Here is a 24,616-nt window from a genome sequence, read left to right on the forward strand (position 1 = left end):
AGAATTGAGGTCGGTGTCTCCTTGTGGCGCCAGGGCTGACCTGCCTCGCGCAGCCGGTCGAGGACTCGTGCCCCTGAACGGACATCGCGGATATCCAAATTCTTAATATCAATGGCGCTGCGGTAGCCCAGCAACTGAATGGGATGATGTCCTCGCAGTGGTTAATAGCTTCTCCTGGCCTCTCAGAGCGTCCAGCAGTTCGTCGGCCGAGAAGGGCTTGATCAGGACAGTGAGACCTTGCGCGGAGATCAATTTCATCGTTTGCGACCTGATGTCGCCCGTCATCACGACGGCCGGTAGGTTCAAGCCAAGGGCGACACGCAGGCTCTTAATGGTCTCGATGCCATCCGATGAGCCACGAAGGTTGTAGTCACACAGCAGTACATCCGGGCGCAGACCCTGCTCTTTGATCAGGGTCAAGGCTTCGCTCGCCGTTGCGATAACGGTGGCGTCAATCCCTCTTGCCTTCAACGATCTCTGCAGCGCCGATCGCAGGGACGCCTCGTCCTCTATCGCGAGAACGCTGCCCAGGAAGGCACCACTGCAAGGGGGCACCAGCGACGCCGCTTCTGGCGCATTGGCGCCGGATCGAGCGCGCGGAACCTCGATGAAAAACCGTGTGCCCCTCCCTGCGATAGAACGCACCTCGACCTTGTGATCCAGCATTTCTCCAAGCCGCCTTACGATCGCGAGGCCCAGCCCAAATCCGCCCCGTTCCGCGCCATCAGTCCCCTGGTAGTACTCATCGAATATGTGCGGAAGTTGATCTTCGGTGATACCGATTCCGCTGTCCCACACTTCGATGCGAACCTTGTCACCGACTCGTCGGCATCCAAGCAAAATTTGGCCCCGGTCAGTGTATCGGACTGCATTTGATAAGAGGTTGCGGATCATCTCCGCAAGCATTCGGCTGTCGCTGCGGACGATGAGCCCGGAACGTGCAACGCGCAGTCGGAGTCCTCTTTCCTGCACAGACGCGGCGAAGTCTCTAGCGAGCGGCTCGAAAATTTCAACTAGAGAAAACTCACTCACGGATGGACGCAGTTTTCCGGATTCCAGCTTGTTCACATCGAGCAGGCTGGAGAGGATGCTGGTCATGGTATCCAGCGATTTCCGAATGTCAGCGACAAGATCGTGCGCTTCACCGCTTGAATGGAGCGATTCAAGCGCTGCCTGCAGAAGCTTCAGGGTCTGCAATGGCTGGCGCATGTCATGGCTTGCCGCAGCAAGAAAGCTCGATTTGGCGCGATCGGCTAATTCTGCCGCTTCTAAAGCGCCCTGCAATCGGGACTCCCTTTCCAGAATGGCGTGATGGTGAAGCCTCCGCTCGCTAAACAGGGCAGCAAGAACAAGAGCACCTAATGTGATCGCCAGAATGGTAGCTTGAGCAGTCAGCACACGATCTTCGATCGACAGACGTGCGTCCCCGAAAATGCCGATGGTGAAGATTGTCGTCCAGACGACCGTAGTCGAGCATAAGAACGTGGCAATCGCCGTGAACGCTGAACGAAGGCGAGCCGCGATCCAGAGCAGAAGTGGACAAAGTGCGCTGACCGCCAGCACCGCAGTCCAGGGCTCATTGCGCAAGAAAGCCAGCAGCGCGCATATGAGAGACACCACGCCGAGCGCAAGAACGCCCTCCGCAACTTCCCCCCGCGGCGGGGGAGCGCGCGCTAGCGACGCCAGGCCAATTGCGAGCGGCGTCACCGCAATCGTCCCTGTTGCGGCAGATGAAACCCAGTGAAGCCAGATCACCGCCGGGGACGCAGCCGACCCGTGAAACAGCGCAAATACTGCCGTACCACCAAGGCCGGAAAGGCTCGCTGCAATACCGGTCGCGGCAAATAGCGCAAGTACGCTGCGCAGTTCATTCAACTCGAATGGAGATCCACAAAAGCGGTGGATCAGGCCCGCGATGATGACGACTTCACCGGAGTTCGTGACAGCAAAGAACAACGAACTCCAGATGTTGCGATCGCCTAGCAGGTTAGCCGCAATCGTTGCAGCGACCACTCCGAGCACGACAGGCAGCTGTGCCGCAGGACCAAGCGCGATCAAAATCCCCGAAGCCACCCCCCCCGCTGGCCAGAATAGGGCAACACCATCGGCCGGGTCCAGCAATGCAAGGCTCAGCCGCGCGGTGAGAAAATAGGCGAGTGCCACTGCGAATGTCAAAAGAACGTCTGCGCCGCTTGCGAGCGGGCGGCGAGCCACCATCTGTTTTGCGGTAATCCCCAATGCCTTCCACCACTCGTCTGGGCCCATATCCCTGACGCGCAAAGCCTTCCGGGGCCGCCGCGACGTCGCCAACTCGGCGGCTCTAGCGAGTATAGGCCAGATTTCCGCTCAAGCCATCATGTTGTCTTGCATTAGTCTTCCTGTGGCCCAACTCGGACCCAAGGTGAGATACGCCAACCCGACTGCTATCGGATACGGAGCGGACCTCTATGAGGGAGCTCGGGTGTGTCAGTACACGCTCTAGCCGAGACCAGCGTCGACCTGAAAACATTGGCGCGTGATGCGCTGGCTGTCGTCGGAGGCGAGGAACAGCGCCATGTTGGCGATGTCCTCAGGCGTCACCGCGTCGGGAATGGCCTGACGCGTGCGCAGCTCGGCGATCGCCTGGTCGTCCGGGTACCACAGCCGGCGCTGACGCTCCGTGATCACCATCCCCGGCGCTATCGCATTAACGCGGATGCGGTCGGGCCCGAGCGACCGGGCCAGGGAGTTGGTGAAGCCGACAATCGCGGCCTTCGCCGCGGCGTAGACCGGCAGCCCCGGCGCGCCGCGCATCCAGGCAATCGACGACATGTTGATGATCGAACCGCCGCCGCGCGCCTGCATCTGCGGCACCACCGCTTGCGCTGCAAAGAAGACGTGCTTGAGGTTGACGCCGATCATCCAGTCGAACTCGGCCGAGGTTACCTCGGCCAGTACCTGGCGTTGATCGTTAGCGGCGTTGTTGACGAGAACCGCGGCATCGCCAAGCGATCCCTGAACCTGCGCCATAGCGTCGCGCAAGGCGTCGATGTCGAGCAGATCGCACGGCACGAACAAGGGCGCGGTCCCAGCCGCGGCCTTTACATCCGCGACCAGCGCCCGGCCGGCTGCCTCATCGAGATCCAGGAACGCGACACGAGCCCCTTGCGCCGCGAACGACCGCACGAAGGCGGCACCGATGCCGCTGGCGCCACCGGTGATCAACACCACGCGATCCCTAAGACCGGCATAGCTCGTTCTTGTCATGCGATCAGTCGCTCCGTCTCGGGGTCGAACAGGCAGATGCGGCGGGTGTCGAGCGCGAACGGGGCGGCGGCGCCCGGTGTGGGGCGGATATCCGGCGTGATGCGCGCCAGCGCAGGCTCGCCGCCAAGCCGCAGCAGCACGATCGTTTCGGCTCCCGTCGGCTCGACCATCTCCACCGGCGCGTTGACGACGACGGGCGGATCGGCGGAAAATACGCGGCTGCCCTCGGCGATGCATTCCGGCCTGATCCCGACCACCACGTCTCGGCCGACAAAGGGGGCCGCCGCATCATATTGGCCAAGGCGGAGGCGGACCTCGTCCGGCCGTCCCGCGCCGATCACGACCACCGGCCCGCTGGCGTCAGCCTCCAGCCGTGCCGGCATCGTGTTCATCGGCGGCGAACCCATGAAACGGGCCACGAACAGATTGGCGGGATAGCGATACACGGTGTCCGGATCGGCAAACTGCTGCACCACGCCTCGATGCATCACGGCGATGCGCGTCGCCATCGTCATCGCCTCGATCTGGTCGTGGGTGACATAGACGATGGTGGCGCCGATGCGCTGGTGCAGACGCTTGATTTCCATTCGCATCTCGACACGCAGCTTGGCGTCGAGGTTGGAGAGCGGCTCGTCGAACAGGAAGAGCAGGGGATCGCGCACCAGCGCCCGGCCCATCGCCACACGCTGGCGCTGGCCGCCGGAGAGCTGCGACGGCTTGCGGCCGAGTAGCGGCTCGATCTGGAGCAGCCTTGCCACATTCGCCAGCGCCTTTTCCTGCTCCGCCTTCGCTACGTGGCGGCATTCCATGCCGAAGGTGATGTTCTGGCGCACCGTCATCGACGGATAGAGCGCGTAGGACTGGAACACCATGGCGATGTCGCGGTCCTTCGGCGGAATGTCGTTGACGACACGTCCGCCGATTTCCACGGTGCCTGAGCTCGGGAGGTCGAGCCCGGCGATGATGTTGAGCAGCGTAGACTTGCCGCAGCCGGATGGGCCGACGAGCACGGTGAATTCACCGCTCTCGATGTCGAGATCGATGCCCTTCAGCACCTCCAGATTGGCGTAACGCTTGGACAGGGCGCGAATGCTTAGGGCTGCCATGACGATCCGATCATTTCACGGCGCCGGCGGTGAGGCCGCGCACGAAATACTTGCCGCCGATCAGATAGATCAGCAGGGTCGGCAGGGCGGCGATCATCACCGCCGCGCTTTGCACGCCATGCTGCGGAATGTCGGCGACCGCGGCGGATAGCGCGATCAGCGCGGCGGTGACCGGCTGCTGCTGACCGGTCGTGAATGTCACGCCGTAGAGAAACTCGTTCCAGATATGCGTGAACTGCCAGATCACGGTGACGACCAGAATAGGCGGCGAGAGCGGCAGGATGATGCGCCAGAAAATACGAAAGAACCCTGCGCCATCGATGCGCGCAGCTCTTATCAAATCCGGCGGGATCGCAGTGTAGTAGTTTCGGCAGAACAAGACGGTAAAGGAGAGTCCCTGGATCGTGTGGATCACGACCAGGCCCGTGAGTGTGTTCATCAGGCCCGTATCGCGCAACACGATGGTCCAGGGAAGCAGGCGCATCTGCTGGGGAAGGAAGAGGCCGAGAGTCACGATGCCGTAGATCCAGCTATCGCCGCGAAAGCGCCAGAGCGAAATGGCGTAACCGGCGACAGCACCGAGCAGGGTCGAGAAAATCGTCGCGGGAATCGTGACCAGCGCGGAGTTCAGCATGTACGGCCGGATGCCGGCGCAGGTCTCGGCGACGCAGAAACCGCTCCAGGCGGTGGCGTAATTGCTCCATGCCCATTGTTTCGGCCAGCCGATCATCGAGGCCTGCGCGATCTCCTCGTTGCTACGGAGCGAGTTCAGCACGACGACGGCCAATGGCGCGAGCCACGCCGCAGCGACCAGCGAGACGACGAGATAGATCAGGATCCGGCCTGGCGCGAAGGTTCGCTCACGCATGGATCGCCCGCCGCCGCTGGACGTAACGCCACGCTGCATAGGGCAGCAAGACCGCAAGAAGAATGAGCAACATGAGCACTGCCGCCGCCGCTCCCCGTCCGAGCAGGCTGCGCTGGAACATGAGGTCGTAGACGACGAGGGCCGGCAGCTGGGTGGCGATCCCGGGACCGCCGTTGGTGAGTGCGCGGACGAGGTCGAAGGTCGAAATCGCGAACTGCAGCTGGATGACGATGACGGTGATGGTGATCGGCCAAAGGGTCGGCAGGATGACGCGCCGGTACATTCGGATCGGTCCGGCGCCGTCGATTTGCGCGGCCTTGATCAGGTCGGCGTCGACGGAGCGGAGGCCGGCCAGGAACAGCGCCATGGCAAAACCGGAAGATTGCCAGATCGCGGCGATGACAATGGTCCAGATGGCCATGTCGCGGTCGATCAGCCAGTCGAACCGGAACGAGATCCAGCCTAGGTCGCGAACCAGCTTCTGGATCCCGAGGCCGGGATTGAGCAACCAACTCCAGACCGTGCCGGTGACCACGAATGACACCGCCAGAGGATAGAGGAAGATCGACCGCAGCAGGTTCTCGCCGCGAATACGCTGGTCGAGCAGGATCGCAAGGATGAGGCCGGACGCCAGGCTCAGCAACACGAAGGCGCTGCCAAACAGCAGCAGATTGTCCAAGGCAATCTGCCAGTTCCGCGATGCTGCAACCGCAGAATAGTTGCGCAAACCGACCCAGCCCGAGACCGGGACCAGAGTGGACGGTGTGAACGATATCCAGATCGTCCACAGCGTAAACGCAATGAGGTGCGCGGCGGACATCAGCAGCGGCACCCAGATCGTCAAATATTCGGGCAGCCGGCGTACCCAGTCAGAGGCCGCCGGCCGGCCCGGTGTTGTCGAGACGGCGATCGTCAACGTGAGCTCTCGACGGCCTCGGCGAGGCGTATGGCCGCTTGCTCAGGCTTGATCGTCTTGTTCTTCACGTACTCCGTGATCACGTCGATCATCGCTGCGGTCATCCCGTTTTCCTGCGCCATGTTGTGCGCAAGACTGAGGACGGCCTGATTGCTGGCGATCGCGTCTTTCAGGGCTGCCGCGGTCCGCCGTTGACCGTCCGACCAGCCCTCGCCCGACAGATCGACATCGGTGCGCACGGGGATCGATCCCGTGATCTGCGAATACATGGTCTGGATCGCTGGATCCATCACGAGCTGGGCCATCAGCGTCTGGCCGGCCTGCAGATCTGCCTCCTTGCGCTGCCAGAATATGAAGGCATCGGCATTCAACAGGAAGACCGGCTTGCTGTTGTCGCTCGGGCCCGGAGCGATCATGAAGTCCTCGAACTTAAAGCCGGCGTTGCGCAAGACGCCCTGCGCCCACCCGCCCATGATCATCATGCCCATGTCGCCCTCGACAAAGCGCTTCAGGTTGGTCGAAAAGTGCTGGGCGCCGACGTTGGGGTCCATCCAGTCGGCAATCTTGCGCACCTGTACGAAGGCATCCTTTATCTCGGGGCCCTCCAGGGCCTTCTTGTCGAGATTCATGATGGCTGCGCGGTATGCGGCGGGACTGATGCCTGCCAAAGCGGCCTCGAATTTCTGGCCGTCGTCCGGGCGGGTGCCACCGTTGGCGATGGGATAGGGGACTCCGCCTGCTTTCATCTTCTCAGCGAGGTCGTTGAACTCAGCCCATGTGACGGGGACCTTGTCAGCCTTGGCCTTGTCCATCGCGCGTTTGGAAAGAAACAGCATGTTGGTGCTGTAGATCTGCAACGGCAGTGCAATCCACTTGCCTCCCGGTTTGTGCAATTTTGCAAGGTCAGGCGCGACAACCTTTTCGTAGCCGGCGGCAGCGACGACGGCATCGAGATCGACGGTTGGGGCAATCTTCGACCAGGCCGCAATCTCGGGGCCTTTGAGCTGCGAGCAGGCCGGTGGATCGCCGGCCATGATCTGGGCACGCAGCTTGTTCATCATCTCGGTGGTGAAGCCGGGGACGGGCGAGTGCTGCCAAACCCCGCCTTTCTCTTCGAACTTCTTGCCGAGCGCCGTGATGGCGGCCCCATCGCTGCCTGCGGACCATTGCGAGATCGCAGTCAGACGCGGCTTGATCGCGCCTTGCGCGCGGGCAAAGGCCGGCAGCGCAAGGGCAGCAGCGGATCCGGCGAGCAGTTGGCGCCTTGTTGTCGTGATCGGCATGGCAAGTTCCTCCCGGTGTGAACTCTTTCGCGCGAGAGCAGCGCGGCATCAGATATCTCAGGCGGCCTCGATCGATGCGGCCGGCATGCCGCCGCGGCAAGCGAGACAGAAAGCCGCGAATGCCAGCGCCGCTCGCGGATCGTTGCCATTCGACGGCGGTACGAAAGCGAGCGACACTTGCGCGTGATTGCGGCCGCCCAACAGACAGGCGTCGATCCCCTCGACGAGCGCGTTGCGATCGTCCTCGGCGAGGAGCGACGGCCAGCCGCTGATCGCGACGCCCTTGCATGGCTTCACGTTCAGCGTGTTGCCGATCGCAAGTCCAAGCCGGAACAGCCGCTGGCGCAATTCCTGCCGCACGCGCGACGAGAGCGGTATCGCAGTCACCCATTCGCTGCCGAGTTGAAGCAACTCGGCTTCCGCGACGCCAAGAAGCTCGGCCAGGGCGGGAAGCGACGTATAGGCCTCGACGCAGCCATGATGACCACAGCGGCAAATTGGTCCGTCGGCTTCGAACACCATGTGGCCGAGCTCGACCGGCTGGAGGGCATCGTCCTCGACCGGATCATCCATCCAGGTGCCCGCAACGCCCTGGCCGACGAAGACGAAGAGATGTGCGCCGCTGAAGGGATAATTCTCCGTGCGGCAGCGGTGAAAGATGGCGTGCGCGACGACCGAATTGGTGAACTCGACCGGCACCCCGGCAAACGCCTCGCCGAACATCTCGTTGATACGCCCGATGTCGCAGGGAATGATCGGATTGCTTGGCGCGCCCAGCCGGCTGAGACCCGGAATGGAGACACCGATCTGTGCGAGGGGGATGCGTCGGCGCCGCGTCCACTCGCGCAGCAATGTCATCGCCTCGCGAAACGCCTGGCCTACGGCCGCGACGGTCGGCGTCTTCGGCAGCGGCACTTGCCCGGTATAGCGCAGCTCATCCGACAGGCCCCCGACGCCGACGCTGAGCCGCTGGGTGGTCAGCTCAAACGCCGCGAGCGCCACCGCTTTATCGAGCGACACGAGGCCGGTCGGGCCACCGACATAAGGGGCAGGGCGCCGCACTTCCTCAATCAGGCCCTCGGCCCTCAGGTCGAACAGGATGCGCGACAGGCTCGCTTCCGACAGGCGCACGGCCTTGGCCAGCGGCGGGCGAAACGACCCGCCTGACTGAAGCAGATGAGTCAAAATGGCAGCACGCGTCTGCCGCCGACTTCTCGGCTGCTCCGGCATTTCCATCCCTGTCGTCATTCTTACTTAGTGTAAGAATGCGCGCGGAGCATTTCGGCTGTCAAGCGATCGCCGACGCATTGCGCCGACTTGTTGTTGTGCGCGGCAGCAAGATTGTGTCGGCGCAAAACAAAAACGGCGCCATCCGGAGATGGCGCCGCTTCGAAAGCCGTGATGGGCTCGACCTTACTTGCGGTTGTTGATCGCGACGTAGTCGCGCTTGGTGACACCGGTGTAGAGCTGGCGCGGACGGCCGATCTTCTGCTGCGGATCCTCGATCATCTCGCTCCACTGGCTGATCCAGCCGACGGTGCGGGCGACCGCGAACAGCACGGTGAACATCGAGACCGGGAAGCCCATCGCCTTCAGCGTGATGCCCGAATAGAAGTCGACGTTCGGGTAGAGCTTGCGGTCGATGAAGTACTGGTCGCTGAGCGCGATCTTCTCGAGCTCGAGCGCCACCTTCAGCATCGGATCGTCGCCATGGCCGGTCTCCTTGAGCACGGCGTGACACATCTTCTGCATGATCTTGGCGCGCGGATCGTAGTTCTTGTAGACGCGGTGACCGAAGCCCATCAGGCGGACTTCAGAATTCTTGTCCTTCACCTTGGCGATGAATTCGGGGATCTTGTCGACCGAGCCGATCTCGGCGAGCATTGCCAGCGCTGCTTCGTTGGCGCCGCCATGCGCCGGGCCCCACAGGCAGGCGATGCCGGCGGCGATGCAGGCGAACGGGTTGGCGCCGGAGGAGCCGGCGATACGCACCGTCGAGGTCGAGGCGTTCTGCTCGTGGTCGGCGTGCAGGATGAAGATTTTGTCCAGCGCGTCAGCCAGCACCGGGTTGATCTTGTACTCCTCGCACGGCACGGCGAAGCACATGTGCAGGAAGTTCTCGGCGAACTTCAGCGAGTTTTTCGGATACACGAAGGGCTGGCCGACTGTGTACTTGTAGGCCATCGCAGCCAGCGTCGGGATCTTGGCGATCATGCGCATGGAGGCGATCATGCGTTGCTTCGGATCGTTGATGTCGGTTGAGTCGTGATAGAACGCGGCGAGCGCGCCGACAGCCGCCACCATGATCGCCATCGGATGGGCGTCGCGGCGGAAGCCTTGGAAGAAGCGGGCCATCTGCTCGTGCACCATCGTGTGATGGATCACGCGATCGTCGAAATCCTTCTTCTGCGCGGCGGTGGGAAGCTCCCCGAACAGCAGCAGATAGCAGGTCTCGAGGAAGTCGCCGTTCTCGGCGAGCTGCTCGATCGGATAGCCGCGGTATTCCAGCACGCCCGCGTCACCGTCGATATAGGTGATCTTGGACTGGCAGCTCGCTGTCGAGGTGAAGCCGGGATCGTAGGTGAACAGGCCGGACTGGCCGTAGAGCTTGCCGATATCGATGACGTCGGGCCCGACGCTGCCGCTGTGGATCGGAAGATCGAAATTCTTGTTTCCGACCGTCAGTGTGGCGGTCTTATTGCTTGGTTTTGCGTCCATCAGAGGTCCCCGATGTATGGTGAAACGGGCCGGACCCGGAGGCCCCGACGAGATATCGCGGGGCAGGCCGGATGTTCCAGAAGGTACGGGTGAGATGGGTATATTATTGCTGTGTGCGCTGCAAGATGGCGCCACGCATGGTCGACTTACGTCGTAGCCTGGTTCTTGGCCCCGATTCTTGGCCTAGTCCTTGGCCTGATCTTTAAGCCGGCCCAGGCTTTCCTGGCGTCCCAGGACGTCCAAGACCTCGAATATGCCGGGCGACGTCGTCCGTCCGGTCAGCGCCGCCCGCAGCGGCTGGGCGACCGCGCCGAGCTTGAGACTATTTTCCTCGGCATAGGCGCGCAGGGCGGCTTCCGCATTGGCCGCGCTCCACGTCTCGACTTTCTCCAGCGCGGAATGAAGCTGGCCGATCAGCTTGCGGTTCTCAGGGGTCAGCAGCGCTGCCGCCTTTGGATCAAGCTCCAGCGGCCGGTCGGCGAAGATGAAATAGGCGCTGTCGATCAGCTCGATCAGCGTCTTGGCGCGCTCCTTCAGGGCCGGCATGGCCTTCAGGAGCTGCGCGCGCGTGGCGTCGTTTAACTTGGCCTTAATCTCGTCGCGGCTCGGCACGACGTGGTCGAGCACGTCCTCGAACATCTTCACGAGTGATTGATCGTCGGCATTGCGGATGTAGTGGCCGTTGAGGTTTTCCAGCTTGGCGAAATCGAAGCGCGCTGCTGCGCGGCCGACGCTGGCGAGGTCGAAGGCTGCGATCATCTCCTCGGTCGAGAAGATTTCCTGGTCGCCATGGCTCCAGCCGAGCCGGACGAGATAGTTGCGGAGCGCGGCCGGGAGGTATCCCATGGCGCGGTAGGCATCGACGCCGAGCGCGCCGTGCCTCTTGGAGAGCTTCGAACCGTCCGGGCCATGGATCAGGGGGATGTGAGACATGCTCGGCAGCGTCCAGCCCATCGCGTCGTAGATCTGCTTTTGGCGGGCCGCGTTGATCAAATGGTCGTCGCCGCGGATGACATGGGTGACGCCCATGTCGTGGTCGTCGACCACCACTGCGAGCATGTAGGTCGGGTTGCCATCGCCGCGCAGCAGGACGAGATCGTCGAGGTTTTCGTTCTGCCAGACCACGCGACCCTGGACCTGGTCTTCGATCACGGTTTCGCCGGTCTGGGGCGCGCGGAGCCGGATGGTCGGCTTCACGTCGGTTGGGGCCGTCGCCGGATCGCGGTCGCGCCACAGGCCGTCATAGAGGCGGGTGCGCCCCTCTGCGCGCGCCTTCTCGCGCATCGCGGTGAGCTCCTCGGCGGTGGCGTAGCAGCGATAGGCCTTGCCCTCGGCGAGCAGCTGCTCGGCGACTTCGCGGTGGCGGGCGGCGCGGCTGAACTGGTAGATGACATCGCCATCCCAGCCGAGCTCCAGCCATTTCAGGCCGTCGAGGATGGCGCCGATCGCCGCCTCGGTGGAGCGCTCCCGGTCGGTATCCTCGATCCGGAGCAGCATCTTGCCGCCGTGCTTCTTCGCATAGAGCCAGTTGAACAGGGCCGTGCGCGCGCCCCCGATATGGAGGAAGCCGGTCGGCGAGGGAGCAAAGCGGGTGACGACGGGAGAGGTGTTCATTGACCGCGCGGGATAAGGGAGGTGGCTGATTGGCGACCGTGTATCATAGGCGCGGGAGATTGTGCCAATGCTAATCCAGGTCGTTCATAGCCATCCGCTCGCGGACAGTTACAACCATGCACTGTTCCATACCATCGTCGAGACGCTGAAAACTCGACACGAAGTGATCGCGACTGACCTTTACCGCGAGGGGTTTTCCCCGGAGATGACCGAGGCGGAGCGGCGCAGCTACTATCACGGCCCCTATGCAGAGGACGCGGTGGCGAGCCTCATCGAGCACGTACGGCGCGTCGACGGCATTATCTTCTGCTTTCCGCATTGGTGGTTTTCGATGCCTGCCATGCTCAAGGGCTATTTCGACCGGGTCTGGGCGCCGGGTACGGCGTTCGCCCACGATCTGAAGGGTGGGCGCATCAAGCCGCTGCTGACCAACATCCGCCTGTTCGGCGTTGTGACGAGCTACGGCTCACCGTGGTGGTTGAGCCGGATCGTCATGCAAGACCCCGGCCGCAAGGTGTTGCTTAGGGCACTGAAACCGATGTGTGGATCCGGCGTTCGGTCGTTCTATTTGGCGCACTACGATATGGATCGCTCCACCTTGGCATCCCGGGCTGCCTTCATCGAGCGCGTGCGTGCCAGAATCGCCGAAGTTTGACCGGACGGTGGGCATGGGGCTTGGCCTAGGGGCTCGAATTTGGCAGAAGGGCCGCTGATTTCCCTACAGGATTTTCGTAATGACAGAACCGGTGGCGAACGAGGTTGGGCGCGATTTCATTCGTGACATCATCCAGGCCGACCTCGATCAGGCCAAATACAAGGAGATCGTGACCCGGTTCCCGCCGGAGCCGAACGGCTATCTCCATATCGGCCACGCCAAGTCGATCGCGCTCAATTTCGGCATCGCCCAGGAGTTTCCGGGCCGCTGCCATCTGCGCTTCGACGACACCAACCCGGTCAAGGAAGAGCAGGAATATATCGATTCCATCCAGGCAGACGTGCGCTGGCTCGGCTTCGACTGGGGCAAGAACCTGTTCTTCGCCTCGGACTATTTCGACCGCCTCTATGAATGGGCGGAGCAGCTGATCCGAGACGGGCTCGCCTATGTCGACGACCAGACCCAGGAGGAGATCCGTCTTGCGCGCGGCACGCTGACCGAGCCCGGCAAGAACTCGCCCTTTCGCGATCGCACCGTGGATGAAAACCTCGACCTGTTCCGCCGCATGAAGGCGGGCGAATTCCCGAATGGGGCGCGCGTGCTGCGGGCCAAGATCGACATGGGTGCGGGCAACATCAATCTGCGCGACCCCGTGCTGTACCGCATCCTGCATGCGCACCATCCGCGCACCGGGACCAAGTGGAGCATCTATCCGAGCTACGACTATGCGCACGGCCAGTCGGACGCGATCGAGGGTATCACGCACTCGATCTGCACCCTGGAATTCGAGGACCACCGGCCGCTCTACGACTGGTTCATCGAGAAGCTGCCGGTGCCATCGAAGCCGCACCAGTACGAATTCGCGCGGCTGAACCTGACCTACACGCTGCTGTCCAAGCGCGTGCTGACCCAGCTCGTCCGCGAGGGCCATGTCGCGGGCTGGGACGATCCGCGCATGCCGACGATGGCGGGCATGCGCCGCCGCGGCGTGCCGCCGGCCGCCCTTCGCGAATTCGTCAAGCGCATTGGCGTGGCGAAAGCCAACAGCGTCGTCGACGTCGGCATGTTCGAGTTCTGCATTCGCGAGGAGCTGAACCGGACGTCACAGCGGCGGATGGCGGTGCTGAAGCCGCTAAAAGTCGTGATCGAGAATTATCCGGAAGGGCAGACCGAGGAGCTCGAGGCGATCAACCATCCGGACGATCCCTCTGCCGGCACCCGGAAGGTCACGTTCGGCCGTGAGCTCTACATCGAGCAGGACGACTTCATGGAGAACCCGCCGAAGAAGTTCTTCCGTCTGTCGCCAGGCAACGAGGTGCGGCTGCGCTACGCCTATTTCGTCAAATGCACCGGCGTGATCAAGAACGATGCCGGCGAGGTGGTGGAGCTGCGCTGCACCTACGATCCCGCGACCAAAGGCGGTAACGCGCCCGATGGCCGCAAGGTCAAGGCCACCATGCACTGGCTGTCGGCGGCGACATCCGTGCCCGCGGAAATCCGCATCTACAACCAGCTGTTTGCCAACCCGAGCCCGGACGCCTCGAATTTCGCGGCCGACCTCAATCCGCAGTCGCTCGAAATTCTCGCTGATGCGCGCGTCGAGGCATCGGTCGCGGAAGGCAATTCGACCGAGGTAATGCAGTTCGAGCGCCAAGGCTATTTCGTGCGCGACAAGGACTCGACGCCGGGCAAGCCGGTGTTTTCGCGCACCATCGGTCTGCGCGACACGTTCGCGAAGGAAGTCGCCAAGGGCTGAGGACGACCATGACCAGCGAAGCCGACGCCGTCGTTTCCGCCATCATCGCCAAATGGAGCGCCGGCTTCGCAACGCTCGACGCCGCGGCACTCTCGTCTCTGTATTCGAAGAACGCCTTCTTCTTCGGCTCCAACCCAAAGCTCTATCGGGGCAGGGATGGCGTCGCAGACTATTTCAACGGCCTGCCGCGCTGGCGCAAGCCGAGCGCGGTCTTCTCCGAGGTGTATGCGGCGCAGGCAGCTCCTGATCTCATCAATATGGCCGCAACCATCTCGTTCGATCTCCCCGGCGAAAGCCCCGATTTCTCGGTCAAGATGAGCTGGGTCATCGTGCGCGAGGATGGCGACTGGAAGATCGTCAATCACCATGCTTCCTCGCAGGCGCCGCTGATCTGACCAGCGGGGCACACGGCATTGTCATTCTCGCGAGAGAGAACGAACGTGCGCCCCACGCGTTGGGCTGGGTCCAACAAGGAGCCCACCATGCAGAACATCGCAGAGCACATGGAAGTCATCGGCGCCGACGGCGTCCATATCGGCACCGTTGACAAGGTCGAAGGCAATCGCATCAAGCTGACCAAGAAGGACAGCGGCGAGGGCAGCCACAAGGGGCATCATCACTTCATCGACAAGGGCCTCGTCGCGGACATCGAGGGCAACAAGGTCCGGCTGTCGGCCAAGGCGGATGTCGCGGTGACGATGGAAGAGGAAAAGTAGCGGTCGCGCCCTTTCGTTCCTGATCCGTACCGCTATCCGCCCGCCTGCACGTTCCGGTAGCTTCGGCCTTCGTTGCGTATCATCGAGTGCAGGGAATGGCGGAGCCGGGCCGGCCGGTACGGTCGCAGGGGATCGCGGGGACGTGGCCCGCGGGCCGCGCCGCGTCCGCGGGCGGCCTCGCGCCTGCAGGCCTCGACCTCTGGACATCGCTGGCCGAGACGCGTGGCTGCGCGCCGAGGCTGGCGCCGGGCGGCTGTTGCCGTGGGTGCCCGTGGCGTTTGGCTGCGGCATCGCGCTTTATTTCTCGGCAGATCACGAACCTGTGCTGTGGGTCGTAGCCACGACCGCCATCGCGCTCCTGCTTGGCGCGGCTCTGTTGCGGCGGAGCCGGCTGTTCGCCCCGGCCATCATGATCGCGGCGGTCGCGGCCGGCTTTGCCGTCGCGACCTGGAAGACGGCGCGCATCGCTCACCCGGTGCTGGCAAAGTCGCTCTATTCGGTATCGTTGTCGGGCTTCGTCGAAGCCCGCGACATCCGCGAGCGTACCGACAGGTTCGTGCTGCGCGTCACCGCGATGGAGGCGCAGCGCAGCGACGTCAGGCTCGAGCGCGTGCGCCTGTCGGTCCGCAAGGGCACGGCGCCGGAGGTCGGCAGTTTCGTTCAGCTGAAGGCGCGGCTGATGCCGCCGCTCGCGCCGGTGCGGCCCGGCAGCTACGACTTTTCGCGTGACATGTTCTTCCAGGGCATCGGCGCCTCCGGCTTCGCGATGGGCGCAATCACGGTGGCGGCGCCGCCTGAGACCGCCGGCTTGCGGCTGCGTTACGCGGCCTTCATGCAAGGCCTGCGCGATGCGATCGATGCCCGCATCCGGGCGACGCTCGACGGCGACAACCGGGCGATCGCGACCGCGCTGCTCACCGGGCGGCGCGATGCGATCACCACGCCCGTCAACGACGCGATGTTCATCTCCGGCCTCGGCCACGTGCTCTCGATCTCCGGTTATCACATGGCGGTCGTTGCCGGTGTCGTGTTCTTCGCGGTGCGCGCGCTGCTCGCTCTGATCCCCAGACTGGCGGCCGGCTTCGCCATCAAGAAATGGTCGGCCGCCGCCGCGCTGGTCGCCGCTGCGTTCTACCTGCTGCTGTCAGGCGCGGAGGTCGCGACGCAAAGGTCGTTCTTCATGACCGCGGTAGTGCTGATCGCGGTGATGGTCGATCGCCGCGCCATCACCTTCCGCACGCTTGCTGTCGCCGCGCTGATCGTGCTCGCGGTCGCGCCGGAAGCGCTGGTGCATCCGAGCTTCCAGATGTCGTTTGCAGCAACGCTCGGGCTGGTGGCGCTGGTGCAGATCGGCATGCCGAATTTGTTTGCCTCGCCGGACCATTCGGCGACTGCACGCATTGCGATGTGGGGCGGCCGCGAGATCGCGATGCTGTTCATGGCTTCGCTGATTGCGGGACTTGCGACCACACCCTACGCCGCTTTCCACTTCCACCGTGTCACGCCGTTCGGCGTGCTCGCCAATCTCGGCGCGATGCCGGTGGTCTCGGCGCTGGTGATGCCGGCGGGGCTGTTGGGGCTGCTTGCTGCACCGTTCGGGCTGGACAGCGTGTTCTGGTGGCTGATGGGGATCGGCATCGACTGGATGGTCGCGGTCTCGCGCTGGGTCGCAGCATTGCCGGGTGCCGTCGGCCGCATCGCGGCGTTCGGGATCGGGCCGCTGATCGCGGCGAGCCTGGGAATCATCGTGCTGGGCTTGTTGCGGACGCCGCTGCGCTGGTCCGGCGCCCTGGTGCTGCTGGCAGCGATCCTGTGGGGACTGTCGGCGCGGCAGCCCGACATCCTGATCGCCGGGGATGGCGCGAGCGTCGCGGTGCGGGGCAAGGACGGATATCTGCACCTGATCAGGACCAGCAAGGACAGCTTTCTGCTCAAGGAATGGCTCGCTGCCGACGCCGATCCGCGCGATGCCGGCAGAGCCTCGCTGGCTGATGGCGTGTCCTGTGACGAATCCGGCTGCGTGACGCCACTGATCGACGGGAGGCTGGTCGCGCTGGCACTGCGGGTCGACGCTCTCGCCGACGATTGCAGTCGGGCCGCGCTGGTGGTGACGACGCGTCCCGCGCCGCCCGATTGCGCGGCGATGGTGGTCGATCGGCAGCGGCTCGCCAGCCAGAGCGCACTGGCGCTGACGCAGCGTGGTGACGGATTTGTGGTTCAGGCGGTGAGGGCGAGAGGCACGAGCCGCCCCTGGTTGCCGGTCGGCGCCGGCGAGGGTGATTTCGACGGCAGCCTTGCGCCGAAGGCGACCGCGCCCCGCATCAAGGACGCAACGCCGGCGGAGACCGACTTGCAGGCCGACGATTGATCTGATGGTGCGGAGCAACGCAGCGGGTCGGTGCGTCCGCTCGGATTCGCTGGCGCAAACCACACCATCTCGCCGGCCACGGCCGGCGATGGCAATTCAATCCTGACCTCCGACCTCGTAGCCGGAGGGCGGCTGTTTCAGCCGATCGGCAGGTGCGTGACGGTCGGCTGCCTGTCGGCGATGATCTGCGCCTTGTGCTCGCGCTCGATGACCGACTGGGTCACAGGCAGTTGCAGCACGGTCGCGCGCTGGCCTTCGACGAGCTGCGTCACCAGCACAAATTTGCCGTCGGGGAATTCGATCGCGTCATGATGGCGGTCGGGAACGTGCGGATCGATCTTGCCGAACTTGCCCACGCGGGAATTGATGGTCCGCGTCCAGATCCAGCGATTGTCGTAGCGGACGTCGTCTGCGAAGGCGAGCTCCGTTCCCGGCAGCAGGCAGACGGCAACAGACGGATCGGCTGCGGAGGCGAAGCCGCGCGTCGAGGTGCCGCGGAAATTTGTCGTGACGATCGTCTCGCCGACTTCGGCGGGGCGCGACGCGACGGCATGCAGGCTGTAGTCACACATCGGGTGCTCCTCATGCTGGGATAGCAACCCACGTCTCTTATCGAGGCGCAGGCCTCTATCAGAGTTGAAGCACGAAAGCTCTGCTCGGTTGTGGGCAAATCTGCGGCTGGTTTCCGCAAGCCGCGATCACATTATCTTTCCCGAATTCAATAGGAACAAAGAGAGTTGCGATGCATTCGGGAGGCGCATGCGCGAATATTGCCGGCTGGTGCAACGACCTCGATCGCTGCTCGCTGTTTCCTCGCACACTCGAGCCGCGAAGCGGTGCTGTTTCGGTGCTGCTTCTTGGGCGTCGCGAGTAGCCAGCGCCGGAGCAGGGGCCGGATAGTCTGTGCAGAACCAGAAAGACTATCCAGCCGGAGCGGACGATGATCCGCTCCAATCTCTGACCGGCGATGCCGATCGGAAGCGCGCGAGGCGCCAACTTCTCCAGGTATCAAGTACGTCCGGTATCAGTACTTCCGGTAAAGCCCGATCAGCTTGCCCTGAATCTTCACCCGATTGGGCGGCAGGATGCGGACCTCATAGGCAGCGTTGGCGGGCTCGAGCGCGATCGAGGCGCCGCGACGGCGGAAGCGCTTCAGCGTCGCTTCCTCGTCGTCGATCAGCGCCACCACGATGTCGCCGGTATCGGCGCTCTCGTTGCGCTGAATCAGCGCCATGTCGCCGTCAAGGATGCCGGCATCAACCATGGAATCACCGCGCACTTCCAGCGCGTAATGTTCGCCCGAGCCGAGCATGTCGGGCGGTACGCTGATGGTGTGGCTGCGTGTCTGCAACGCCTCGATCGGCGTGCCGGCCGCGATGCGGCCCATCACCGGTACCGCCACGGGGCGTTCGCCCTCGTCCGCGGGCAGGCTGGAGCCCGCACGCACCTTGCCGAGATTGCCCTCGATGACGCTGGGGGTGAAGCCGCGGCGGCTGCCGGCGGCTGCCTGGAGCTCCGGCAGCTTGATGACTTCAATCGCACGGGCGCGGTTGGGCAGGCGTCGGATGAAGCCACGCTCCTCGAGCGCCGTGATCAGGCGATGGATGCCCGACTTCGAGCGCAGATCGAGCGCATCCTTCATCTCGTCGAAGGAGGGCGGCACGCCGCTTTCCTTCAGACGTTCACTGATGAACCGCAGAAGCTCGTATTGTTTGCGCGTTAACATCTCGACCAAAGTCCCCCGGTTGATGTCGTCCGATTCCGAGACGCAGAATTCGGCAATAAGCCGCTACATGCTCGAAACAAATCATGAACGGACACTATATGTTCGATACATGTTCCGCAACTGCTTAATTTACCGTGAACAGAGCAAAGTTCGCGGAACGCGCGTTGCGGGGTGCTCAGACGGGGAGCCGCAACACTTCGCAAGCCGTGCCGGCTTCGGCCTTCGGCGCGAATGGTGCGCGCACGAGAAGTACCTGTGCTGCAGCGAGATTCGCAAGCAGCGAAGAGTCCTGATGATTGACGGGAAGAACGACGCGTGTGCCATCGTCACGCTCCTCCAGATGCGCGCGCAGATAGTCCTCGCGCTGGTCGTTGGCGCCGACGCCGCGGCCGAGCACGGCGCGTTCGCGGCGATGGTGAATCACTGAACGGCCCGACAGGGCGCGAATCAGCGGCACCATGAACAGGAAAGCGCACACGTAGGACGACACGGGATTGCCCGGCAGGCCGATCACACCCATTGCGCCGAGTCGCCCGTGCATCATCGGCTTGCCTGGCCGCATCGCGATCTTCCAGAACGCCATCGCGATGCCTTCGTCCCGCAGTGCCTGCTGGACCAGATCGTGGTCGCCGACCGATGCGCCGCCGGTCGTGATCAGGATGTCGGCGCCGCTCTCGCGGGCGCGGCGGATGCCGGCGGTGGTCGCCTCCAGCGTGTCGGCGGCAATACCGAGGTCGATCGTCTCGGCGCCTTCGCTGCGGGCGAGCGCGTGCAGGGCGTAGCCGTTGGAATAGACGATCTGGCCGTGGCCTGGCGTGGTGCCTGGCATCACCAGCTCGTCGCCGGTGGCGAGAATCGCGACCTTTGGACGCCTGAAAACGACAAGGTGCGGATGATTCATCCCGGCAGCGAGCGCGAGGTCGCGCTCGGTGACACGGCTTCCCTTGCGCAGGAGCACGTCACCCTCGCGGAAATCGACGCCGGCGGGGCGGATGTGCCGACCGGCGATCGCGGCTTCCTTGATCATGATCCGCTTGCCGGCTGCGACCGTGTCCTCCTGGATCACGACGGCGTCCGCGCCACCGGGAACGACGCCGCCGGTGAAGATCCGTACGGCCTCGCCGGCGCCGATCGTCCCGGCGAACGGTCGGCCCGCCGCGACTTCGCCGACCACGGTGAGCTCCGAATCGATCGTCGCGGCATCGGCCGCGCGCACCGCGTAGCCGTCCATCGCCGACATCGCCTGCGGCGGCTGCGTGCGCCGCGCCGCGAGGTCACGCGCGAGCACGCGATGATGGGCCTCGTCGAGGGAAATCATTTCTTCCGGCAGCGGCTCTGCACCCGCCAGCACCGCGGCAAGCGCGTCGGAAACCGGCATCAAGGCCACGGCGAAAACTCCTGCTCGGCACGTTCGGGCGAATGTTCCGCACGTCTTCTAGCCGAGCGCGGGCGCAGAGGCAAAAACCGCTGAGCGGGCACAGTCATCCCGCCGCTTCACATTGTTCCGGAAGGCAGGATCAAGCGCGTCGCGGCATGATGCGAAGAACCTGACAAATCGGCAGGAGAGCGGCCATGGAAGCGACGAAAATCACGGCAAGGAAAATCACGGCAAGGCGAGAACGACGAGCGCCCCGGGCTGCATCGATCAGCTCCCTGCCTGCCCGGGAGTTACGTCGGGCGCCTTGGCTCCCTGGTCTTTGTCGGGCAGCGGATCGGCCTGGGATTTCAGGTCGGCGGCCTTGCTCACAAGCTTGGCGGAAAGGTCCGAATCTGAAGTTGTCCTGGCGAATTCAAGAAGAAGAGAGGCCTGCTTGGTGAGGTAGGTTTTGCCCAGCACGATGATGCATCCGTCCGTAGAAGTCCCAACGGACTCTAAGAGTCCGGAAGGCGGTATTCCGTTCCCGGAACTCTGTACAAAAATGCACAAAGTGATCGGGTTCCTCAATTTCTCAAAATTGGTCCCGGCGGGCGGTGCCGCCGTGGGTTTCGCGACACCGACTCCTCGTCAAATGCCCAATGCCTTCAATGCGTTCCCGACGTCACGCGGCGAGGTCACATGCACCGCCGTCAAGCCGCGCGCCCGCGCTCCCTCGATGTTTTCGGCAAGATCATCGAAGAACACGATGCGCCCGGCGGGCACGCCGATCGCCGCAACGACGTGGTCGAAGGCCTCCGCATCCGGTTTGCGCAAGCCGATGCTGGACGACAAATACAGCTCGCGGAAATGGCCGAGGAGGTCGGCATATTCCCTCGAGAAATGGTCCACGTGCGGCCGGTTGGTGTTGGAGAAAGCGTAGAGCGGCATCTGCTTCGCTGCCCGCGGCAGCAGCTCGGCGATGTCAGGCATTTCGCCGGCGAAGATCGCGTTCCAGCCTTCCAGGAACTGCGCGTCCGAAATGCCGATTCCGAGCGAGGCTCGCAATGAGGCGAAATAATCCTCATCGCTGATCTTCCCCATCTCGTGCAACCGATAGGCTTCGCTGTCCCGCACATAGCGCGCTACAATGGCTTCGGGCTTGCAGCCGGCATGTCCCGCCCAGCAGGCGATTGCCCTGGAGAAATCGATATCGAGCACCACGCGGCCGAGATCGAACAGGAGCGCATCCGCGCTGCCGGGAGAGAGCGATGTCACCTGCATCCTTTCACTCAGTATCGATATGGCTCGTGGTCGAACAGCGGAAACGCGCTGAACACACTCGGCGCGTTGGTTGCGGTCGCCTGGTGCAGGCAGGATTTGTCGAGCTCGGCGAACGACGTTGCACCCAAGAGGCCGAGGCAGCGCAGCACTTCGTCCTCGAGCAGCTCCAGCATGCGCGCCACGCCGGATTCGCCGGCCGCCGCCAGCGCCCAGCATTGTAGCCGGCCGATGCCGACCAGGTCGGCACCCGCCGCGATCGCCTTGACGATGTCGGTGCCGCGACAGACGCCGCCATCGACCATGATCTTGGCGCGGCCGTTCACGGCATCGACGATCTCGGGCAGCACATGCATGGCGCCGCGACCGTGATCGAGCTGACGGCCGCCATGGTTGGAGACGTAAATCCATTCGACGCCGTGATCGATCGCGATCAGCGCATCCTCTGGCGTCGCGATGCCCTTGAGGATCAGCGGGATCTTGAACTTGTCCTTGATCATCTTCACCGTCCGCCACTCCAGACCCTTCTGGTAATCGCCGCCGGTGGCGCGCAGGCGGCTCTCGCGAACGTAGCGCTTGGCGATGTCACGTTCGCGACGGCTGTAGTGAGCGGTGTCGACGGTCAGGCAGAAGGCGGCGTAGGCGTTCTTCTCGGCCCGGCTGACGACGTCGGCAACGAAGGCGTCGTCGCCGCGCACATAGAGCTGGTAGAGGCGCAGCGCGTCGGGCGCAGCTTCGGCGGTCTTCTCGAGGCCGGGCTCGGACACGGAACTGAGCATGTGCGCCGCACCGAAAGTGCCGCAGGCGCGTGCCACGCTCGCCGCACCATCCGGATCGAAGATCTCAAGCGCGCCGACGGGGGCGAGTACCACCGGCAGGCGCATCTTGCGGCCGAACTGCTCGACCGAGCCGGTGACCTTGCGGACATCGCGCAGCACGCGCGGGCGAAAGGCGATCTCGTCCAGTGCCATGCGGTTGCGACGCATCGTGGTCTCGGTCTCGGCCGCGCCGACGATATAATCCCAGGCATTCTGGTTGAGGTTGGCGCGGGCTTTCCGGACGAATTCATGCAGATTCTGGAACGGCTCGGTGCTGGCGCCGAGCTCGACGTTCCTTTCCGGTTGGATGCGGGGTGCTTCGTTCATTGTTATCCTCCCGAGAATTTGAAGCCTTCCCTCATCGCCTAACCCGTCCGGGGCGCCAAAACCATCCTAAAATGGCATGGCAGCGAGGCGTGGGCCGGCCGGCCGACCCCCGCTGCGCACCAACCGGGTCCTGCAACGTTGCCGAAAGTTTAGGTCCGGACGAAGGGATTTTTACGGTGTACCCGCCGGCGTGGCATCCCGGCCTTGAAGAAACCAGAATGGTATTGTGAGAAGCAGGCTGGATCGCCATTTGCATGGCGGCTCCCCAGCCCCACCGAACCGCGAAGCAAAAAGGCCAGCCTATCCATGCGGAAAACCCTGCTGTTTCCACTGGGCGCGCTCACCGGAGCGTGTCTGACCCTTCTGGTAGCCAGTCCGCACGGCGGCGTATGGGCGGCACGGGCGGCAGCGAGCGCGGATGACGCCTATTCCAAGCTCAATTTGTTCGGCGAAGTGTTCGAGCGGGTGAAGGCGAGCTACGTCGAGAAGCCTGACAATGCCAAGCTGATCGAAGGCGCGATCACCGGCATGGTGACCTCGCTCGATCCGCACTCGCGCTACATGAACGACAAGGCCTGGACCGAGATGCAGGAGACCACCTCCGGCGAGTTCGGCGGGCTCGGCATCGAGGTCACGATGGAGGACGGTCTCGTCAAGGTCGTCTCGCCGATCGACGACACGCCGGCGTCTAAAGCCGGCATCATGTCGGGCGACCTCATCAGCAAGATCGACGGCGATGCGGTGCAGGGCATGACGCTCGAGCAGGCCGTCAACAAGATGAAGGGGCCGGTCGAGACCCAGACCAAGCTCACGATCGTGCGCAAGGGCGCCGACGCCCCGCTCGACGTCGCGATCAAGCGCGAGATCATCCATGTGCGCCCGGTGCGCTTCCACGTCGAGAACGGCGACATCGGCTATATCCGCGTCACCTCGTTCAACGAGCAGACGACCGATGGCCTGAAGAAGGCGATCGCATCGATCTCCAAGGACGTTCCGCCGGAGAAGCTGGTCGGCTATGTGATGGACCTGCGCAACAATCCGGGCGGACTGCTCGATCAGGCCGTGTCGGTGTCGAGCGCGTTCCTGCAGCGTGGCGAGGTCGTCTCGACCCGCGGCCGCAATCCGGAAGAGACCCAGCGCTTCACGGCGCATGGAGGCGACCTCACCAAGGGCAAGCCGCTGGTGGTTCTCGTCAATGGCGGCTCGGCCTCGGCCTCGGAGATCGTGGCCGGCGCGCTGCATGACCACAAGCGCGCCACGCTGATCGGCACGCGCTCGTTCGGCAAGGGCTCGGTGCAGACCATCATTCCGCTCGGCACCGGCAACGGCGCGCTGGCGCTGACCACGGCGCGCTACTACACGCCCTCGGGCCGCTCGATCCAGGCCCAGGGCATCGCGCCCGACATCGAGATCCTCCAGGACGTGCCGGCCGAGCTGAAGGGCCGGATGGACACCATGGCGGAGTCCCAGATGCGCGGTCATCTCCAGGCAGCCGACGGCACCGAGCAGACCGGGTCGCAGTCCTATGTCCCGCCGGAAGCGAAAGACGACAAGGCCCTGCATACGGCCTACGACTTCCTGCACGGCCAAACCGCGAATGCGGTGGCCGCCAAGCCGGCGTCGAGGGCTGCGGTGCCGAACTAGGCCCTCGCCAGTTCCAGAGATCGATCGCCCGGGCGTGGTTGACCGCTCCCGGGCGATTTCGTTTTGGACGCCGTCTCAGCTGGGATTCATGGCCGCAAGGGTGGCCTCGTAGCAGCCATCGCGCTCGGCCCAGCGCAGGGCGCGGTCGCGCTCGACCAGCACTTCGTCGCGGGGATGGACCCGCAGCTCCAGCGGCTGCGTTAACAAGGTCAGCCGCGTG

The 24,616-nt window shown here is 63.8% G+C and carries 21 protein-coding genes and 1 pseudogene; 6 read left to right on the forward strand and 16 right to left on the reverse strand.

Annotated features, from left to right (window positions below):
• Positions 1-108 precede the first annotated feature (108 nt).
• The 9 genes from AC0L3K_RS03280 to gltX all read right to left on the reverse strand — a co-directional run bounded on the left by AC0L3K_RS03280 (position 109) and on the right by gltX (position 11,751).
• The gene (locus tag AC0L3K_RS03280; protein ID WP_219682191.1) at positions 109-2,238 is read right to left on the reverse strand and encodes a sensor histidine kinase; all 2,130 of its coding nucleotides are present in this window, start codon (positions 2,236-2,238) and stop codon (positions 109-111) included.
• A gap of 240 nt (positions 2,239-2,478) precedes the next feature.
• Positions 2,479-3,246 (reverse strand): SDR family NAD(P)-dependent oxidoreductase, encoded by a 768-nt coding sequence (locus AC0L3K_RS03285; protein ID WP_219682190.1) that lies wholly within the window; start codon positions 3,244-3,246, stop codon positions 2,479-2,481.
• Positions 3,243-4,352: an ABC transporter ATP-binding protein gene (locus AC0L3K_RS03290; RefSeq protein ID WP_219682189.1), complete on the reverse strand. Its 1,110-nt coding sequence runs from the start codon at positions 4,350-4,352 to the stop codon at positions 3,243-3,245. The genes AC0L3K_RS03285 and AC0L3K_RS03290 overlap by 4 nt, the downstream gene beginning before the upstream one ends.
• Before the next feature lie 10 nt (positions 4,353-4,362).
• The gene (locus AC0L3K_RS03295; protein WP_219682188.1) at positions 4,363-5,220 is read right to left on the reverse strand and encodes a carbohydrate ABC transporter permease; all 858 of its coding nucleotides are present in this window, start codon (positions 5,218-5,220) and stop codon (positions 4,363-4,365) included.
• Positions 5,213-6,136, reverse strand: coding sequence for a carbohydrate ABC transporter permease (locus tag AC0L3K_RS03300; protein ID WP_007603650.1), 924 nt, complete (start codon positions 6,134-6,136; stop codon positions 5,213-5,215). Before AC0L3K_RS03300 ends, AC0L3K_RS03295 begins: the two co-directional genes overlap by 8 nt.
• Complete coding sequence (locus AC0L3K_RS03305) at positions 6,133-7,419, reverse strand: ABC transporter substrate-binding protein (protein WP_007603651.1); 1,287 nt, start codon at positions 7,417-7,419, stop codon at positions 6,133-6,135. The genes AC0L3K_RS03300 and AC0L3K_RS03305 overlap by 4 nt, the downstream gene beginning before the upstream one ends.
• A gap of 57 nt (positions 7,420-7,476) precedes the next feature.
• Positions 7,477-8,655, reverse strand: a complete 1,179-nt coding sequence (locus AC0L3K_RS03310) for an ROK family transcriptional regulator (RefSeq protein WP_354128710.1) — start codon at positions 8,653-8,655, stop codon at positions 7,477-7,479.
• A 177-nt stretch (positions 8,656-8,832) separates the two neighbouring features.
• Complete coding sequence (gene gltA / locus AC0L3K_RS03315; RefSeq protein WP_007603656.1) at positions 8,833-10,137, reverse strand: citrate synthase; 1,305 nt, start codon at positions 10,135-10,137, stop codon at positions 8,833-8,835.
• Positions 10,138-10,320: 183 nt separating this feature from the next.
• Complete coding sequence (gene gltX / locus AC0L3K_RS03320; RefSeq protein ID WP_473365472.1) at positions 10,321-11,751, reverse strand: glutamate--tRNA ligase; 1,431 nt, start codon at positions 11,749-11,751, stop codon at positions 10,321-10,323.
• Between the two features lie 67 nt (positions 11,752-11,818).
• Here gltX and AC0L3K_RS03325 point away from each other — a divergent pair, with 67 nt between their 5' ends.
• The 5 genes and pseudogenes from AC0L3K_RS03325 (at position 11,819) to AC0L3K_RS03345 (ending at position 17,246) form a co-directional block, all read left to right on the forward strand.
• Complete coding sequence (locus AC0L3K_RS03325; RefSeq protein WP_007603660.1) at positions 11,819-12,406, forward strand: NAD(P)H-dependent oxidoreductase; 588 nt, start codon at positions 11,819-11,821, stop codon at positions 12,404-12,406.
• A 79-nt stretch (positions 12,407-12,485) separates the two neighbouring features.
• Positions 12,486-14,162 carry a glutamine--tRNA ligase/YqeY domain fusion protein gene (locus AC0L3K_RS03330; RefSeq protein WP_473365473.1) on the forward strand — a complete coding sequence of 559 codons (1,677 nt, stop codon included), beginning with the start codon at positions 12,486-12,488 and terminating at the stop codon, positions 14,160-14,162.
• Between the two features lie 8 nt (positions 14,163-14,170).
• Positions 14,171-14,557 (forward strand): YybH family protein, encoded by a 387-nt coding sequence (locus tag AC0L3K_RS03335; RefSeq protein WP_473365474.1) that lies wholly within the window; start codon positions 14,171-14,173, stop codon positions 14,555-14,557.
• 87 nt (positions 14,558-14,644) lie between these two features.
• The gene (locus AC0L3K_RS03340) at positions 14,645-14,878 is read left to right on the forward strand and encodes a DUF2171 domain-containing protein (protein ID WP_007610829.1); all 234 of its coding nucleotides are present in this window, start codon (positions 14,645-14,647) and stop codon (positions 14,876-14,878) included.
• A 95-nt stretch (positions 14,879-14,973) separates the two neighbouring features.
• Positions 14,974-17,246: pseudogene (locus AC0L3K_RS03345) on the forward strand (ComEC/Rec2 family competence protein).
• Between the two features lie 137 nt (positions 17,247-17,383).
• Here the strand turns inward: AC0L3K_RS03345 and AC0L3K_RS03350 are convergent.
• The 6 genes from AC0L3K_RS03350 to AC0L3K_RS03375 form a co-directional block, all read right to left on the reverse strand.
• Positions 17,384-17,818: a hypothetical protein gene (locus AC0L3K_RS03350; RefSeq protein WP_007590582.1), complete on the reverse strand. Its 435-nt coding sequence runs from the start codon at positions 17,816-17,818 to the stop codon at positions 17,384-17,386.
• A 452-nt stretch (positions 17,819-18,270) separates the two neighbouring features.
• Positions 18,271-18,972, reverse strand: a complete 702-nt coding sequence (gene lexA / locus AC0L3K_RS03355; RefSeq protein ID WP_007590583.1) for a transcriptional repressor LexA — start codon at positions 18,970-18,972, stop codon at positions 18,271-18,273.
• A 175-nt stretch (positions 18,973-19,147) separates the two neighbouring features.
• Positions 19,148-20,359 (reverse strand): molybdopterin molybdotransferase MoeA, encoded by a 1,212-nt coding sequence (locus AC0L3K_RS03360; protein ID WP_219682183.1) that lies wholly within the window; start codon positions 20,357-20,359, stop codon positions 19,148-19,150.
• A gap of 258 nt (positions 20,360-20,617) precedes the next feature.
• Positions 20,618-20,809, reverse strand: a complete 192-nt coding sequence (locus AC0L3K_RS03365; RefSeq protein WP_007590586.1) for a hypothetical protein — start codon at positions 20,807-20,809, stop codon at positions 20,618-20,620.
• A 168-nt stretch (positions 20,810-20,977) separates the two neighbouring features.
• Complete coding sequence (locus tag AC0L3K_RS03370) at positions 20,978-21,610, reverse strand: HAD family hydrolase (RefSeq protein WP_007590587.1); 633 nt, start codon at positions 21,608-21,610, stop codon at positions 20,978-20,980.
• Positions 21,611-21,618: 8 nt separating this feature from the next.
• Entirely contained in the window at positions 21,619-22,752 is a 1,134-nt protein-coding gene (locus AC0L3K_RS03375; protein WP_354128689.1) for an alpha-hydroxy acid oxidase, read from the reverse strand.
• 306 nt (positions 22,753-23,058) lie between these two features.
• Here AC0L3K_RS03375 and AC0L3K_RS03380 point away from each other — a divergent pair, with 306 nt between their 5' ends.
• Positions 23,059-24,396, forward strand: a complete 1,338-nt coding sequence (locus tag AC0L3K_RS03380) for a S41 family peptidase (RefSeq protein WP_007590590.1) — start codon at positions 23,059-23,061, stop codon at positions 24,394-24,396.
• 75 nt (positions 24,397-24,471) lie between these two features.
• Here AC0L3K_RS03380 and AC0L3K_RS03385 read toward each other — a convergent pair whose 3' ends face one another.
• Positions 24,472-24,603 carry a hypothetical protein gene (locus tag AC0L3K_RS03385; protein WP_256375787.1) on the reverse strand — a complete coding sequence of 44 codons (132 nt, stop codon included), beginning with the start codon at positions 24,601-24,603 and terminating at the stop codon, positions 24,472-24,474.
• Between the last annotated feature and the right edge of the window lie 13 nt (positions 24,604-24,616).

The sequence above is a fragment of the Bradyrhizobium sp. MI1.10 genome (assembly GCF_055811035.1).

Excerpts from the sequence above, each read along its gene's own strand:
- gltX (WP_473365472.1), bottom strand. The coding sequence starts at position 11,751 with ATGAACACCTCTCCCGTCGTCACCCGCTTTGCTCCCTCGCCGACCGGC.
- AC0L3K_RS03350 (WP_007590582.1), bottom strand. The coding sequence starts at position 17,818 with ATGTGTGACTACAGCCTGCATGCCGTCGCGTCGCGCCCCGCCGAAGTC.
- AC0L3K_RS03340 (WP_007610829.1), top strand. The coding sequence starts at position 14,645 with ATGCAGAACATCGCAGAGCACATGGAAGTCATCGGCGCCGACGGCGTC.
- AC0L3K_RS03370 (WP_007590587.1), bottom strand. The coding sequence starts at position 21,610 with ATGCAGGTGACATCGCTCTCTCCCGGCAGCGCGGATGCGCTCCTGTTC.
- AC0L3K_RS03325 (WP_007603660.1), top strand. The coding sequence starts at position 11,819 with ATGCTAATCCAGGTCGTTCATAGCCATCCGCTCGCGGACAGTTACAAC.
- AC0L3K_RS03305 (WP_007603651.1), bottom strand. The coding sequence starts at position 7,419 with ATGCCGATCACGACAACAAGGCGCCAACTGCTCGCCGGATCCGCTGCT.
- AC0L3K_RS03375 (WP_354128689.1), bottom strand. The coding sequence starts at position 22,752 with ATGAACGAAGCACCCCGCATCCAACCGGAAAGGAACGTCGAGCTCGGC.
- AC0L3K_RS03290 (WP_219682189.1), bottom strand. The coding sequence starts at position 4,352 with ATGGCAGCCCTAAGCATTCGCGCCCTGTCCAAGCGTTACGCCAATCTG.
- AC0L3K_RS03285 (WP_219682190.1), bottom strand. The coding sequence starts at position 3,246 with ATGACAAGAACGAGCTATGCCGGTCTTAGGGATCGCGTGGTGTTGATC.
- AC0L3K_RS03310 (WP_354128710.1), bottom strand. The coding sequence starts at position 8,655 with ATGGAAATGCCGGAGCAGCCGAGAAGTCGGCGGCAGACGCGTGCTGCC.
- AC0L3K_RS03295 (WP_219682188.1), bottom strand. The coding sequence starts at position 5,220 with ATGCGTGAGCGAACCTTCGCGCCAGGCCGGATCCTGATCTATCTCGTC.
- AC0L3K_RS03380 (WP_007590590.1), top strand. The coding sequence starts at position 23,059 with ATGCGGAAAACCCTGCTGTTTCCACTGGGCGCGCTCACCGGAGCGTGT.
- AC0L3K_RS03330 (WP_473365473.1), top strand. The coding sequence starts at position 12,486 with ATGACAGAACCGGTGGCGAACGAGGTTGGGCGCGATTTCATTCGTGAC.
- gltA (WP_007603656.1), bottom strand. The coding sequence starts at position 10,137 with ATGGACGCAAAACCAAGCAATAAGACCGCCACACTGACGGTCGGAAAC.
- lexA (WP_007590583.1), bottom strand. The coding sequence starts at position 18,972 with ATGTTAACGCGCAAACAATACGAGCTTCTGCGGTTCATCAGTGAACGT.
- AC0L3K_RS03335 (WP_473365474.1), top strand. The coding sequence starts at position 14,171 with ATGACCAGCGAAGCCGACGCCGTCGTTTCCGCCATCATCGCCAAATGG.